Below are 15,093 nucleotides of genomic sequence, written 5' to 3'. Positions count from 1 at the left end.
GGTTCGTGATTCTCAGGCACCGACACTCTTCTCAGTCAATCCTCCGGCCAGCACATGCGCATGGACGTGGAAAACGGTCTGTCCGGCACCGGCGCCGGTGTTGAAGACGAGGCGGAAGTCGCCGTCGTCGCTGTGCTCCGCAGCCAACTCCGTGGCGAACGCGACCATCTCGGCCAGGAGCGACGGGTCTCCGGCAGCAAGCTCGGTGACGTCGCGGTAGTCGGCCGACTTGGGTACGACGAGCAGGTGCACGGGAGCCTGCGGAGCGATGTCCCGCAGCGCGAAGACCCGCTCCGTCTCCCCGAGGATCTCGGCAGGGATCTCCCCGTTCAGAATGCGCGTGAAGATCGAGGGTTCCGTCATGTGCTCAAGTCTACTGATCGCGGCATGCGCGCTCCCCTGTCGCCTCGGCGCGGGAGGTCACCAGCGCCCGAGGGTCACGGAGAGCACGGCGATCGCGGCCGGACCTGCCGTCGATGTGCGCAGCACCGTGTCGCCGAGACGTACGCGCTCGGCACCCGCCTCGGTGAGCCGGTCGAGTTCCTCGTCCGAGATCCCGCCTTCCGGCCCCACCACCAGCATCAGATCCTGGCCGTCGGCTTCGATCTCCGACAGGCGCACCGCCGCGGTGGGGTCGAGCACGAGGACACGCTGTGAGCTCGCACGTTCGGCGAGTCGTCTCGTCGACACCGGCGCGACGACGTCCGGAAGCCACGCGCGGTGGGCCTGCTTGGCGGCTTCGCGGACGATGGTCGCCCACCGCTCGCGGCCCTTCACCGCCTTCGGCCCTTCCCAGCGGGAGACACTGCGCGCTGCCTGCCAGGGCACGATCTCGTCGACTCCGAGCTCGCAGGCCGCCTGCACGGCGAGCTCGTCCCGGTCGCCCTTCGCCAGCGCCTGGACGAGGGTGATCCGGGGAGACGGAGCCGGGTGCTCCGAGCGCCGGGCGATTCGCACCTCCACGCGTGTCGGGGACACCTCCTCCGCTGCACCGGTCAGCCACACTCCTGCTCCGTCACCGACGGTCACCTCTTCACCGACCCGAAGTCGACGGACGACGGCCGCGTGCTTCGCCTCGGCCCCGGTCAAGGAGACGACATCGCCGACAACCGCGTCCGAGGCCGACTCGACCAAGAAGTGCAGCGCCATGATCAGTGGCTGCGGAAACGATCGCGGAGCTTCGAGAAGAGGCCCTGCTGGAACTGCGCGAGCTGGGGGTCCGGGGCCTTGGTCTTCTTCGCGAAGTCCTCGATGAGAGCCCGCTGCGCCGAATCGAGCCTGGTCGGGGTGAGCACCTGGACGCCGACGCGCAGATCACCGCGCTGCGTGCCACGGAGCGGGGTGATGCCTCGCCCCTTGATGGTCAGCACGTCACCGGACTGCACGCCGGCCCGGATCTCGAGATCGACCTCACCATCCAGTCCCTGGATCGTGGTCTCGGTGCCGAGGATCGCGTCGGTCATCGACACTTCGAGCGTCGCGAGCAGGTCATCGCCGTCACGGCTGAACGCCGGGTGGGCGTTGACCGTCACCTCGACGTACAGATCTCCGTTCGGACCGCCCGCCTTGCCGACCTCCCCGGAACCGGGGAGCTGGAGGCGGAGTCCGGTCTCGACGCCGGCCGGGATGTCGAGGGAGACCGTCCGACGCGAGCGCACGCGTCCCTGCCCGCCGCAGGTGCCGCACGGATGCGGGATGGTGGTGCCGTACCCCTCGCAGGTGCCGCACGGCTGGGAGGTCACGACGTTGCCGAGGAGGCTCCGCACCTGTCGCTGCACGTGCCCCGAGCCACCGCAGATGTCGCACGTGACGGGCGAGGTGCCCTCCTGGCAGCAGGACCCCTGACAGGTCTCGCACAGCACGGCCGTATCGACCTCGATGTCGCGATGCGCACCGAACACCACGTCGCCCAGATCGAGGGACACCCGCACGAGTGCGTCCTGCCCGCGCTCCCGACGCGAACGCGGACGCGCGCCGCGCCCACCGCCCTGCGACGCACCGAAGAAGGTCTCGAAGATGTCCCCGAAGCCGCCGAAGCCGCCGAAGCCGCCGGCAGCGCCGTCCCCGCCCCCCATGTCGTAGCGGCGGCGCGAGTCGTCATCGCTGAGGACGTCGTACGCGTGGGTGACGAGCTTGAAGCGCTCCGCTGCGTCTTCACCGGGATTCACATCCGGGTGCAGCTGTCGCGCAAGACGTCGATACGCCTTCTTGATCTCGTCGGTGGAAGCGTCCCGGGACACCCCGAGAACCTCATAGTGGTCCGCCACAATCGCCTTTCTGCGTGTGTTCTCTCGGCGGCCGCGTCAGCGGCCGGCCTCGTCTTCGTCGAGCATCCGCGACAGGTAGCGGGCAACGGCCCGTGCTGCGGCGAGGTTGCTCGGGTAGTCCATGCGCGTCGGCCCCATGACGCCGACTCGCGCCGTACCGCTGGGGGCGGCGTAGTTGCTGGCGACGATCGATGCCTCACCGAGACCGAACGGCGCGTTCTCCGTGCCGATGCTGGCCGCGAGTCCGTGCTCGTCGGTCACCATCTCGCTCATCAGCCGCAGCAGCGTCACCTGCTCCTCGATCGCCTCGAGAAGCGGGTGGATGCTCCCACGGAAGTCCTGTTCTCGACGTGCGAGGGTGGCGGCACCCGCCATCACCAGACGCTCCTGCCGGAACCCGCCGAGTTCATCCATCACGACACCGGCGATCGAGCGCAGCACGCGGTCCTTGGCCACCTCATCCGCCGTGAGCAGCCCCTGAAGCCGATCGGATGCCTCGCCGATGCCCTGCCCCGTGATCAGCGCGGACAGGCGCGCCCGCAGCACCGCCATCTCGGCCTCGTCGATCGCCTCGGGCAGCATGGCCACACGCTGCGACACTCCCCCGGCGTCGGTGACAAGGACGATCAGCAGCCGATTGGGCGCCAGCGCGACGAGCTCCACATGCGTGACGTGTGCGCGGGCGAACGAGGGGTACTGCGCGAGTGCGACCTGGCCGGTGAGCTGGGTCAGCACCCGCACCGTGCGCACCATGAGGTCGTCGAGGTCGGCCGGCTCGCCGAGGAACGACTCGATGGCGGACCGCTGCGCCGAAGAGAGCGGTCGCAGCTGCGCGAGATGATTCACGAAGACGCGATAGCCCTTGTCGGTGGGCACCCGCCCTGAAGACGTGTGCGGTGCCGTGATGAGCTCTTCGTCTTCGAGCAGCGCCATGTCGTTGCGGATGGTCGCCGCAGAGACCCCGAAGGAGTGGCGGTCCACGATGGAACGGCTGCCGACGGGTTCGTGGGTCTCGACGTAGTCCTGCACGATCGCGCGGAGAACCTGGAGTCCTCGCTCTGTGACCATCGCCTTCCCTTCCGCTGGCACTCGGACGTTCAGAGTGCCAATCCTACCCCGTTCAGCTCGGTAATCTCCGTACCGCAGACGCACAACCCTAGGATGACGCTCATGACCACCTCACCCCAGGCCACCCTGTCGTGCGGCATCGTCCGCGGCACCGAGGAGGGCGGGGTCGTCCGTTACCTCGGCATTCCCTATGCGCAGGCGCCGTTCGGGGCGAACCGATTCCGCGCCCCCCAGCCGGTCGATGCCTGGTCCGGCGTCCGCGAGGCCACCCGCTTCGGCCCGACCTCACCGCAGGTGCCGTACGCGGGTCCGATCGGCGAGCTGCTGGGGTCGGTGATCCTCGACGGTGACGACATCCTGACCGCGAACGTGTGGGCTCCGACCGACGCGTCCGATGCCCCCGTGCTGCTGTGGATCCATGGCGGAGCGCTCGAGCGGGGCACTGCCGCGCTGCCGCTCTACGACGGGGCGGTGTTCGCCAGGGCGGGCATCGTCTTCGTCTCCATCAACTACCGTCTGGGTTCCGAGGGCTTCTCCGTCCTCGACGGCGCCCCCCGCAATCTCGGTCTGCGCGACGCCGCCGCGGCCGTGGAGTGGGTGCACCGCGAGATCTCGGCGTTCGGCGGGGATCCGTCGCAGATCACGGCGATGGGGGAATCGGCGGGCGGCGCGATCGTCGCGGCCTTGCTCGCCCGAGACGACTCCCGCGCTCTGATCAGTCGCGCGATCATCGAGTCGGGCCCGCTCCGGGCGCAGACCCCGAAGAAGGCGGGACGTGTGACGGCGCAGCTCGCGAAGCGCCTCGGGGTCCGCGCCGATCGGGACTCGTTCGCCGCGCTCTCGTCCGCGCAGCTCCTCGACGCGAGGAGAGAACAGTCCGCAGGCTCCTCCCCGCTCGGCGGCGCACCCGGCTTCCAGATCGCGATCGATCCGGACAGCCTTCCGCGGTCCCCACACGAGGTCCTCGGCGAGATCGACACGCCGCTGCTCATCGGCAGCAACACCGACGAGTACCGATTGTGGTTCCCGCCCGAGGCGCTCGCCGGCATCGGCGAGTTCAAGCTGCAGGCCGCACGCCTCCTCTCGCGCATCCCGCGCCGCGCGGTGTCCGAGTACCGGTCCGCATTCCCCGGAGCGAACACGGGAGAGGTCTTCGGGCAACTCGTCACCGACATGATGCTGCGCGCACCGCTGAGCCGTGTGGCATCCGCACGCCCCGAGAGCACGCACGTCTACGAATTCGCGTGGCCCAGTCCCGTTCGAGACCTCCGAGCGGCGCACGCGCTCGAACTCGGCTTCGTGTTCGACCGGCTCGACGATGAGGAGGCGCGCCGGCTCGCCGGCACCGCGGCACCGGGCGCACTCGCGACCGAGATGAACACAGCCTGGGTCGGGTTCGTGAGCGGCGGAGATCCGGGCTGGCCCGTGTACGGCTCCGAGCGTCGCACGCGGGTGTTCGATACGGTCAGTGCGACGGTGCCGCAGCGCCGCACCGCGGGCATGGACCTGCTTCCGGGCTGACAGCGCTCCGGCGTCAGTCGGTCAGCGCACGTACCACGGCATCTGCGAGGAGCCGCCCTCGCAGAGTCAGTTGGATGCGCCCCCGGATCGCGGCCGCAGGGTCGACGAGGCCATCGGCGATGAGGCCCGCGACCCGGCTCCGGTTCCCGGCGGGCACCTCATCGACGGCGATCCCCTCGCGGATCCGGCTGAGCAGCAGGATCCGCTCCAGCGTGCGCGACTCCACATCGGGGCGCTCGGTTCCCGCCGCCGGCGACTCGGATGCCGCGAGCCTCTGCGCGTAGGCGGCCGGGTGCTTCACGTTCCACCACCGCAGACCGGCCACGTGGCTGTGCGCACCGGGGCCGAACCCCCACCAGTCAGTCCCCCGCCAATAGGCCAGGTTGTGCCGCGAGCGTCGCTCCGGAATGCGCGCAAAGTTGCTCACCTCGTACCAATCGAAACCCCCGGCCCCGAGGCGGGCATCGGCGAGCTCGTACATGTCGGCCTGCAGGTCATCGTCCGGCGTCGGGACCTCGCCCCGACGAATCTGGCGCGCGAGCTTGGTGCCGTCCTCGATGATGAGCGCGTACGCCGAGATGTGGTCGGGCTCGAGGGCGAGTGCCGCATCGAGAGATGCCTCCCAATCCGCGAGCGACTCCCCCGGTGCGCCGTAGATCAGGTCGACGCTCACCGCCAGTCCGGCGTCCTTCGCCGCAGCCACCGCGGTGCGCACGTTCTCGGGGCGGTGCGTGCGATCGAGGGCCGCGAGCACGTGGGGAACGGCGGACTGCATGCCCACCGACATCCGCGTGACGCCGGCGTCGGCGAGTGTGCGGGCGACCGCGGGGGTCACAGTGTCGGGGTTCGCCTCGACGGTCACCTCCGCCCCGTCTGCGAGGCCGAAGGCTCCGGTCGCCGCCTCGAGCATGCGGGCGAGGTCTCCCGCGGGGAGGAGTGTCGGAGTGCCACCCCCGAAGAAGACCGTGTCCATCGGACGCAGTGCCCCGGCATCAGCCAGCACCCGACGGGCGAGCGCGATCTCGGAGATCAACGTCGATGCGTAGTCTTCCTGCTTCGCCCCGCGCAGCTCGGTCGAGGTGTACGTGTTGAAGTCGCAGTAACCGCAGCGCACGGTGCAGAACGGAATGTGCAGGTAGGCGGAGAACGGGACGTTCGGGTCGATCACGAGGTCGGAGGGAAGATGCCCGTCCGCCGGCGCCGGATCTCCGAGAGGGAGCGGTCCCGCCATCAGACGGGGGTCGCGTAGAGCGGCGAGATCGCCCGCAGGTAGCGCGCGAACAGCTCGCGGCGCCGACGCTTCATGAGGGCGGGAATCGTCCGGTAGATGAGGGCGTTCGGTGCGTCGAACGCTCGCACGGTGAACCACACCTCGTCGTTGTCCTCACGCCAGTCGACGTCGAACGACTCCTCACCGCTGACGACGGACCCGCCGACGGTGCCGAGGACGAATCCGATGCGCCGGGTCTCTTCCGTGACCGAGATCACGCGGAGCTCGGCGTCGGCGCGCATCCCCGCGACTCGTCCGCGCAGGTGCAACGTCATCCCTGCGCCGACGAACGGCATGCCCTCGGCGTCGTAGCGGGGCTCGACATCGCGCTTGCTCGGGGCGATCGGATTCCCCTCCGCGTCGAAGCTCACGCCCGCGTATGCGGGTCCGGGTGCCGGCCGCACGTCTTCGACCGAGAGCCCTGCAGCGCGCTGCGCCGTCCAGGACAGGAGAGCTTCCCCGGCGGTCTGGAACCGCTCGACGCCGCTGCCGATCCGCCAGGATTCCTCCGCCGGGATGCTGCGCTCCGGCGGGTAGTGCATCAGATCGGGCGCATGGGTCGCACCCACGGCCGCATAGTCCACCGTGTCGTCTCGGAAAGTCCCGCGCCGCATGACCTCCACCCTACTTCGCGTTGCCTGAGCGAACACCCCCACGCGCCGCACGAGGTCACATGCCGGCTCCGAACCGCTCAGCGCGGGCTCTCCGCCTCCGCTGCCCTGGCCGCCTCCTGGACGATCCGGACGTACTCGGCGTGGGTCGAGCGCTGCATCCTCCGCAGCGCAGGCGCGAGCATCCGCCAGAACCAGGTCGAAGGGCGCGAGACGGACCGGGCGGTGAACACGCCCCGCTCGTCGATCCGGAACGACTCCTCGCCGTAGATCGGATGCCCCGGACGGGTCTCGTAACCGAAACCACTCGCGTCGGCCCAGACGACGCGCACGGGCTCCGCGAAGCGGATGCCGAAGACACGCTTGGCGAGCACGCCCTCGAGTTCGGGCATCGGTGCACCCGCAGGTGTCTCGAAACCCGCGCGCCGCTTGAACTCCCACGTGCTCACCAGCGCCGCGACCGCGTCGCGTACCGCCGGTGCCACGGTGGTCGAGTTCTCCTCGCCGAGCATGCCCTCGGGCACGGCGACGAGCGGATGACGCGTCATCCCCCGCGGATACGCGGGCAGCGGCACGACTACTTCTTGTCCTTGCCTTCGACGTCTCCCGAGAGCGCGGCGATGAACGCCTCCTGGGGGACCTCGACGCGGCCGACCATCTTCATGCGCTTCTTGCCCTCCTTCTGCTTCTCGAGGAGCTTGCGCTTACGGGTGATGTCGCCGCCGTAGCACTTCGCCAGCACGTCCTTGCGGATCGCCCGGATGGTCTCACGGGCGATGATGCGCGCGCCGATCGCCGCCTGAATCGGGACCTCGAACTGCTGACGAGGGATGAGCTTGCGCAGGCGCTCGGCCATCATCGTGCCGTAGGCGTAGGCCTTGTCCCGGTGGACGATCGAGCTGAAGGCGTCGACCTTCTCGCCCTGGAGGAGGATGTCGACCTTGACGAGGTCGGCTTCCTGCTGTCCGGAGGGTTCGTAGTCGAGAGAGGCGTAGCCCTGCGTCTTGGACTTCAGCTGGTCGAAGAAGTCGAACACGATCTCACCGAGCGGCATGTTGTAGCGCAGCTCGACACGCTCCTCGGAGAAGTACTCCATTCCGAGCAGGGTGCCGCGGCGCGACTGGCACAGCTCCATCACGGTGCCGACGTAGTCCTTCGGCAGCAGGATCGCGGCCTTCACCATGGGCTCCGAGACGGATCCGATACGCCCGTCCGGGTACTCGCTCGGGTTGGTCACGGTGACCGTCTCGCCCGTGTCACTGGTGAGCACCTCGTAGATCACGCTGGGCGCGGTCGTGATGAGGTCGAGTCCGAACTCGCGGGCGAGGCGCTCCGTGACGATCTCCAGGTGGAGCAGACCGAGGAAACCACAGCGGAAACCGAAACCGAGCGCGACCGAGGTCTCGGGCTCGTACTGGAGCGAGGCGTCCGAGAGCTTGAGCTTGTCGAGGGCCTCGCGGAGCTCGGCGTAGTCGCTGCCGTCGATCGGGTAGATACCGGAGAAGACCATCGGCTTCGGGTCGGTGTACCCCGGCAGAGGTTCCGATGCCGGCTTCCGAGACGTGGTGATCGTGTCTCCGACCTTCGACTGGCGAACGTCCTTCACACCGGTGATCAGGTAGCCCACCTCGCCGACGCCGAGCCCCTTCGTCGGGGTCGGCTCCGGGCTCGACACGCCGACCTCGAGCGCCTCATGGTTGGCCCCGGTCGACATCATCTGGATGCGCTCGCGCGGCGAGAGACTGCCGTCCACCATGCGCACATACGTGACGACACCGCGGTACGCGTCGTACACCGAGTCGAAGATCATCGCGCGGGCGGGGGCATCCGCGTCGCCGACCGGAGCCGGGATGTCCTGGACCAGCCGGTCGAGCAGCTCCTCGACGCCGACGCCGGTCTTGCCCGAGACGCGCAGCACATCCTCGGGCTTGCCTCCGATGAGCGAGGCCAGCTCCTTCGCGTACTTCTCGGGGTCGGCGGCCGGCAGGTCGATCTTGTTCAGCACCGGGATGATGTGGAGGTCGTTCTCCAGCGCGAGGTACAGGTTCGCGAGCGTCTGCGCCTCGATTCCCTGCGCCGCGTCGACGAGCAGGATGGCTCCCTCGCAGGCCGCGAGCGAACGCGAGACCTCGTAGGTGAAGTCCACGTGGCCGGGTGTGTCGATCATGTTCAGGGCCACGGTCTGACCGTCGAGTTCCCACGGCATCCGAACGGCCTGGCTCTTGATGGTGATCCCGCGCTCGCGCTCGATGTCCATGCGGTCGAGGTACTGGGCCCGCATGTCGCGGTCCGAGACGACGCCGGTGATCTGGAGCATCCGGTCGGCGAGCGTCGACTTGCCGTGGTCGATGTGGGCGATGATGCAGAAATTGCGGATCTGCGCAGCCGGCGTCGAGGCAGGCTGGAGAGGTGTGAGAGCGCGTGGGGACATGTCCCCTCGATTCTACGGTGAGGGGGCGCTAATCCCCGATTCCCGCATTCCGGTGATAGTCTCCCGAAGTTGCCTGGGAAATTCCGTGACACCGGATCCCGCAAGCGATAAGACTCCATCACAGACCCCGTGGCGGTTGTCGCATCGCAGAGTTCGGTGGATGGCGATTCCGTAATCCAACTGACTCAGCGTTGCGTCGGCTGATCCCGAGCGCGTCTGTAGAAGAGAAAGACTGACCCCTTGATCAAGTACCTCCTGCGCCGAACACTCGGCTGGCTGCTCATGATCGTGGTCGCGACGAACCTCACGTTCTTCCTCGCGTGGGGATTCCTCGACCCGCGCAGCAACTACGTGGGGCGACGCCCACCCCTGACGCCGGAGCAGATCGACAACGTCCTGATCCCGCGCAACCTCAGCGACACCGTGCCGCTCATGGAGCGGTGGTGGAACTGGTTCAGCGGCATCCTGTTCCGCTGGGACTGGGGCACGAGCCCCACCGGGCAGTCTGTCAACGAGCAGGTCGCCTACCGCATGTGGGTCAGCGCGGAGCTCGTGCTCGGTGCGACGATCATCGCCGCCGTGCTCGGCATCTGGCTGGGTGTCTACACCGCGTCCCGCCAGTACAAGCTCGCCGACCGCATCGGGCAGGCGACCTCGATCATCACGATGAACCTGAACATCATCGTCGCCGGTCTCGGTGTCGTGCTCCTCGCCATCGCCCTCAACGAGTGGACAGGGGTGCGGATCTTCTACGTCACCGGCTCCTCCAGCCCGGGCGTGACCGGATTCTTCCCGACGATCATCGATGCGCTCCAGCACGTCACGCTGCCCACGATCGCTCTCGTGCTGGTCGGCTACGCCCAGTACCACTTCCTCCAGCGCTCGCTCCTGTTGGACAACATCAACGCGGACTACGTGCGCACCGCTCGCGCCAAAGGACTGACCAAAGCCCAGGCGGTGCGCAAGCACGCCCTCCGCACGTCGCTCATCCCGGTCGCGACCCAGGTCGCCTTCACGATCCCGACGATCTTCACCGGCGCGATCCTGACCGAGTCGATCTTCGCCTGGCAGGGCATGGGTCGCTATTTCCTCGACACCATCAACCAGAACGACATCAACGGCGTGGTGGCGGTCGCCGCGTTCGGCGCCGTGCTGACGGCGATCGGCGCGGTCCTCGCGGACATCGTCGTCGTCGTCCTCGACCCGCGAGTGAGGGTGAGCTGATATGACCACCGAAATGATCGATCCGCTGGTCGAGCCGTCCACCGAGGCAGCTCCCCGCAAGTCCCTCTCGAAGTGGACGCTCTACACGCGCCGCTACATGCGCAACAAGCCGGCCGTCGGGGGCGTCGTCGTCCTGCTCGTCCTGATCCTGTTCGCGACACTCGCCCCGGTGTTCTCCCCGTACGCCGTCAACGATATGGACTTCCTCGCGCTGAGCACGCCGCCCTCCGCAGCGCACTGGTTCGGAACGAACGGCGCCGGCAATGACACCTACACCCAGACCGCGATCGGGCTGCAGCGCTCGCTCATGATCGCAGTCACGGTGTCGGTCGGAACCACCATCCTGTCGGCCCTCGTCGGCACGGCTGCCGCCTATTTCCGCGGCTGGTTCGAACGCATCGCCCTGCTGGTCATCCACTTCATGATGGTGGTCCCCACCTTCCTGATGCTGTCGGTCATCTCGAACGAGTCCGGCGGCGTCTGGTGGGTCATCGCGCTCGTGATGATCTTCGTGACCTGGTTCTTCCCCGCACGCATCATCTGGACCATGGCTCTGTCGCTTCGCGAGCGGGAGTACGTGCAGGCGGCGCGCTACATGGGCGTCCGCGGCACACGCATCGTCCTGCGACACCTGGTCCCCAACATCGGCTCGCTGCTCGTGATCAACTTCACGCTCGGCATCGTCGCCGCCGTCACATTGGAGACCGGCCTGTCGTTCATCGGCTTCGGGGTGAAGATCCCGGATGTCTCCCTCGGATCGCTGATCGGGGAGGGCAGTACGTCGATCACGAGCTCCCCGTGGCTGTTCTACTTCCCGGCGTTGGCGCTCACGCTGCTGACCGTGTCGATGGCGTTGATCGCCGACGGCCTGCGTGACGCGCTCGACCCCACTTCGGCTGCAGGAGGCCGCGCATGAGCCCCGTACTGTCCGTCCGCGACCTCACCGTCAGCTTCGCGTCCGAAGCCGGCCGCGTCGATGCCGTGCGCGGCGTCTCCTTCGATCTGGAGGCCGGCAAGACCCTCGGCATCGTCGGTGAGTCCGGCTCCGGGAAGTCCGTCACCTCACTGGCCGTCATGGGCCTGCTCGACGAGAACGCGAAGATTTCCGGCTCGATCCTGTTCGATGGACAGGAGCTCCTCGGAAAGACCGACGCACAGCTCTCCAGGATCCGCGGCAACGGCATCTCGATGATCTTCCAGGATCCGCTGACCTCGCTGACGCCCGTGTACACGATCGGGTCCCAGTTGATCGAGGCACTCACGGTGCATCGCAACCTCAGCGTCAAGGAGGCGAACGCCCGGGCGATCGATCTGCTCAAGCTCGTGGGCATCCCTGAACCTGAGAAGCGGATGAAGGCGTTCCCCCACGAGTTCTCCGGAGGAATGCGTCAGCGCGTGGTCATAGCGATCGCGATGGCGAACGACCCGAAGCTGATCATCGCCGACGAGCCGACGACCGCGCTCGACGTCACGATCCAGGCGCAGATCCTCGACCTGATCGACAAGGCGCAAGCCGAGACCGGCGCCGCTGTCATGATGATCACGCACGACATGGGCGTGGTGGCCCGCACCGCCGACGATGTGATGGTGATGTACGCCGGCAAGCCTGTGGAGCAGGCCCCCGTCCGCGAGCTGTTCCACCAGACGAGGATGCCGTACTCCATCGGCCTCCTCGGCGCGATCCCCCGCGTGGACAAGGCCGAGAAGGAACCGCTGACCCCGATCGTGGGCAACCCGCCCCTCCTGATCAACCTCCCCGACGCCTGCCCCTTCGCCGACCGCTGCCCGATCGTGATGGATGCGTGCCGGACGCGTGAGCCGGAGCTCCTCCCCGTCCTGACCAGCGGTGGCGAGGCACATCGCGCTGCCTGCATCCGTTCGAACGAGATCGAGGACGGCGGCATGCTCGGCGGGCTGCCGGTGTATCCGGTCAGGGAGGCGCCGGAGAGCGAACTCACCCGCCTGCCCCGCGAGGAGCGTCCCATCACGCTCGAGGTGAAGAACCTCACCAAGACCTTCCCGCTGCTCAAGGGCGCCTTCCTCAAGCGCAAGGTCGGCGAGGTGCATGCCGTCAAGGGCATCAGCTTCGACGTCCGCGAAGGCGAGACCATGGCGATCGTGGGCGAGTCCGGGAGCGGGAAGACCACGACGCTGCTGCAGATCATGGACATGGTCAAGCAGTCCGAGGGTGACATCGTCATCGCCGGGACGAGTGTCAACGACATCCGGAGCCACAAGGTGGAGCGGGCGTTGCGGCGCGACATCCAGATCGTGTTCCAGGACCCGATGGGTGCGCTCGACCCGCGCATGACGGTCGCGGACATCATCTCCGAGCCGCTGACGGCCATCGGCACTCCGAAGGCGGAGGTGAACCGACGCGTCGGTGAGTTGATGGATCTCGTGGGTCTCAACCCGGCGCACCGTGATCGGTTCCCGCAGGCGTTCTCCGGCGGGCAGAGGCAGCGCATCGGCATCGCCCGTGCTCTGTCGACGAACCCCAAGATCGTGGTGCTCGACGAGCCGGTGTCGGCGCTCGACGTGTCGATTCAGGCGGGCGTCATCAACCTCCTGGACGATCTCAAGGTCAAGCTCGGCCTGTCGTACCTCTTCGTGGCTCACGACCTCTCCGTGGTGCGTCACATCGCGGATCGCGTCGCCGTCATGTACCTGGGCGACTTCGTGGAGCACGGCGACGTGGACGACGTCTTCGACAACCCCCGGCATCCCTACACCAAGGCGCTGCTGTCGGCGATCCCGGTCCCCGACCCCGACATCGAGCGGACGCGGCAGCGGATCGTCTTCGACCCGGAGACCACCTCGGGCCTGTCGAACGTCTCCTGACCGGAGACGGATCACCGTCCGATAACGGTTAGGCGGCATTCACTTGGCTCGGCCGCATTCGTGTACCGGGCGAACTATTCTCCCCTTATGACACGCCGAAAGGCGAAAGGAGCACCATGAAGCAGTACAAGCTGATGGGAGCGCTGGCACTCACCGGCGCTTTCGCACTCGCGCTCAGCGGGTGCGCTGCCGGCAACAGCGGCAGTGGCGACAGTGGCGACAACGGCGAGAAGACCGACGTCGAGATGGCGGACTACAACCCGCAGCCTCGCGAGAACCTCCAGGAGGGTGGCGAGGTCAACTTCGCGATCCGTGAGGTGCCGCCGCAGCTGAACGCCTTCAACAGTGACGGCAGCGCCGACACCGCACGCATCGCCGCGTGGTACACGCCGCAGCTGATCCTGATGAAGCCGGACGGCACGCAGTACAAGAACGACAACTACCTCGACGAGTGGAAGAACGAAGTCAAGGATGGCAAGACGGTCCTGACCTTCACGTTCACCGACGAGGCCCACTGGAACGATGGCACGGACATGGACTGGACCGCCATCGACGCCACGTGGAAGGCCAACCGCTCCTACGACGAGGGCTTCAACCCGAACGCCACCGACGGCTACAAGGACATCGAGTCCGTCGAGCAGGGCGACACCGCCAAGACGGCGATCGTCACCTTCAAGGGCGAGTTCGCCTGGCCGCAGATGCCCTTCAACGGTGGCGTCATCCACCCGGCACTCGCAGACCCGGACACCTTCAACGAAGCGATGATCGAGAACCCGCACCCGGAGTGGGGCGCCGGTCCCTACACGGTCGACGAGTATGACGCGACCAAGGGCTACATCTCGTTCAAGCCGAACCCCGAGTGGTGGGGCGACGCTCCGCTGCTCGACAAGGTCACCATGACGGGTATGGACGGCCAGGCCGGCGTCAACGCCTTCAAGAACGGCGAGGTCGACATGGTGGAGACGGGCTCCCAGGAGCTCATCGACCAGGTCAAGGACGTCGACGGCGCCAAGGTCTACCGCGCGCAGCAGACGGCCAACACGATCCTGCAGGTCGACTCCTCCAAGCCGCAGTTCGAGGACGTCAAGGTCCGCGAGGCGTTCTTCAAGGCCATCAACATCGACCAGCAGAAGCAGATCGCGTGGAACGGCCTCGGCTATGAAGAGGACCCGGCCGGCTCGCTGACCCTGTTCTCGTTCCAGCCCGGCTACACCGACTCGATGAAGGCCGCAGGCTGGGAGTTCGATGTCGAGGGCGCCAAGAAGCTGCTCGACGAGGCCGGCTGGACCGAGGGTTCGGACGGCATCCGTGAGAAGGACGGCGTGAAGCTCTCGGTGGTCTACCCCATCTGGAACGACACGGCCACCTCGAAGGCTCTGGCGCAGTCGCTGCAGGCGCAGGAGAAGGAGGTCGGCATCGACGTCCAGGTCGAGGTCCGTCCCGCCAGCCAGTTCTCCTCGGACTACACCTCGAAGAACTGGGACGTCTCCGGTCTCCGCTTCACCTCGTCCGACCCGTTCGGTGCCGCCTGGTTCTGCCAGCTGTACTGCTCGGACTCGGGTCTCAACCTGTCGGGTGTCGGTGACGCCGAACTCGACGCCGAGATCAAGGACAAGGTCGAGTCGCAGTCCGATCCCGAGGCTCAGACCGCTGCCGCGATGGAGCTCGAGCCCGAGATCTACAAGCGCTGGGGCCTGATCCCGCTGTACAACGGCCCGCAGATCTACACGGTCCAGGAAGGCCTCGCCAACCTGACGCCGGAGCCCTACGTGGGTCTCGACCTGTTCGGCATCCAGCCCGTCGAGAACGTCGGCTGGGAGAAGTAACACCCTCTGACGTTCGCGTCGAAGCGGGGCCGGT

General features: G+C 67.4%; 13 protein-coding genes. 5 read left to right on the top strand and 8 right to left on the bottom strand.

The annotated features are described in order from the left end of the window. Window positions 1–12: 12 nt before the first annotated feature. The 4 genes from ACLF6J_RS01185 to hrcA are packed head-to-tail and all read right to left on the bottom strand — an operon-like array spanning window position 13 to window position 3,335. A complete protein-coding gene (locus tag ACLF6J_RS01185; RefSeq protein ID WP_047519947.1) occupies window positions 13–363 on the bottom strand; it encodes a histidine triad nucleotide-binding protein in 351 nt (116 codons plus the stop codon). Between the two features lie 57 nt (window positions 364–420). Further along, on the bottom strand, window positions 421–1,149 hold the full coding sequence (locus ACLF6J_RS01180) for a 16S rRNA (uracil(1498)-N(3))-methyltransferase (RefSeq protein ID WP_134351387.1): 729 nt from the start codon (window positions 1,147–1,149) through the stop codon (window positions 421–423). 2 nt (window positions 1,150–1,151) lie between these two features. Further along, complete coding sequence (gene dnaJ, locus ACLF6J_RS01175; protein WP_134351389.1) at window positions 1,152–2,267, bottom strand: molecular chaperone DnaJ; 1,116 nt, start codon at window positions 2,265–2,267, stop codon at window positions 1,152–1,154. A 36-nt stretch (window positions 2,268–2,303) separates the two neighbouring features. Beyond that, window positions 2,304–3,335, bottom strand: a complete 1,032-nt coding sequence (gene hrcA, locus ACLF6J_RS01170) for a heat-inducible transcriptional repressor HrcA (RefSeq protein WP_134351391.1) — start codon at window positions 3,333–3,335, stop codon at window positions 2,304–2,306. 102 nt (window positions 3,336–3,437) lie between these two features. On the opposite strand from hrcA, the gene ACLF6J_RS01165 reads away from it, so the two are divergent. After that, window positions 3,438–4,856: a carboxylesterase/lipase family protein gene (locus ACLF6J_RS01165; RefSeq protein WP_244093451.1), complete on the top strand. Its 1,419-nt coding sequence runs from the start codon at window positions 3,438–3,440 to the stop codon at window positions 4,854–4,856. A gap of 13 nt (window positions 4,857–4,869) precedes the next feature. Here ACLF6J_RS01165 and hemW read toward each other — a convergent pair whose 3' ends face one another. The 4 genes from hemW to lepA form a co-directional block, all read right to left on the bottom strand. Further along, window positions 4,870–6,087 carry a radical SAM family heme chaperone HemW gene (hemW, locus tag ACLF6J_RS01160; RefSeq protein WP_134351395.1) on the bottom strand — a complete coding sequence of 406 codons (1,218 nt, stop codon included), beginning with the start codon at window positions 6,085–6,087 and terminating at the stop codon, window positions 4,870–4,872. Beyond that, a complete protein-coding gene (locus ACLF6J_RS01155; protein WP_047519935.1) occupies window positions 6,087–6,740 on the bottom strand; it encodes a DUF1990 family protein in 654 nt (217 codons plus the stop codon). Before ACLF6J_RS01155 ends, hemW begins: the two co-directional genes overlap by 1 nt. A 77-nt stretch (window positions 6,741–6,817) precedes the next feature. Further along, the gene (locus tag ACLF6J_RS01150) at window positions 6,818–7,285 is read right to left on the bottom strand and encodes a DUF1990 family protein (RefSeq protein ID WP_134351397.1); all 468 of its coding nucleotides are present in this window, start codon (window positions 7,283–7,285) and stop codon (window positions 6,818–6,820) included. 29 nt (window positions 7,286–7,314) lie between these two features. After that, window positions 7,315–9,168: a translation elongation factor 4 gene (gene lepA, locus ACLF6J_RS01145; RefSeq protein ID WP_047519933.1), complete on the bottom strand. Its 1,854-nt coding sequence runs from the start codon at window positions 9,166–9,168 to the stop codon at window positions 7,315–7,317. Between the two features lie 240 nt (window positions 9,169–9,408). Here lepA and ACLF6J_RS01140 point away from each other — a divergent pair, with 240 nt between their 5' ends. The 4 genes from ACLF6J_RS01140 to ACLF6J_RS01125 all read left to right on the top strand — a co-directional run bounded on the left by ACLF6J_RS01140 (window position 9,409) and on the right by ACLF6J_RS01125 (window position 15,059). Next, entirely contained in the window at window positions 9,409–10,392 is a 984-nt protein-coding gene (locus ACLF6J_RS01140) for an ABC transporter permease (protein WP_131491199.1), read from the top strand. A 1-nt stretch (window position 10,393) separates the two neighbouring features. After that, on the top strand, window positions 10,394–11,308 hold the full coding sequence (locus ACLF6J_RS01135; protein ID WP_240740438.1) for an ABC transporter permease: 915 nt from the start codon (window positions 10,394–10,396) through the stop codon (window positions 11,306–11,308). Beyond that, entirely contained in the window at window positions 11,305–13,233 is a 1,929-nt protein-coding gene (locus ACLF6J_RS01130; RefSeq protein ID WP_134351399.1) for an ABC transporter ATP-binding protein, read from the top strand. The genes ACLF6J_RS01135 and ACLF6J_RS01130 overlap by 4 nt, the downstream gene beginning before the upstream one ends. Window positions 13,234–13,349: 116 nt before the next feature. Beyond that, window positions 13,350–15,059 carry an ABC transporter family substrate-binding protein gene (locus ACLF6J_RS01125; RefSeq protein WP_134351401.1) on the top strand — a complete coding sequence of 570 codons (1,710 nt, stop codon included), beginning with the start codon at window positions 13,350–13,352 and terminating at the stop codon, window positions 15,057–15,059. Window positions 15,060–15,093 lie beyond the last annotated feature (34 nt).

The sequence above is a fragment of the Microbacterium sp. IO18 genome (genome assembly GCF_049099505.1).
GTDB lineage: Bacteria > Actinomycetota > Actinomycetes > Actinomycetales > Microbacteriaceae > Microbacterium > Microbacterium aurugineum.
Note: the sequence above shows the minus strand (reverse complement) of the source record. Positions and strands in the feature narration are given on the sequence as shown.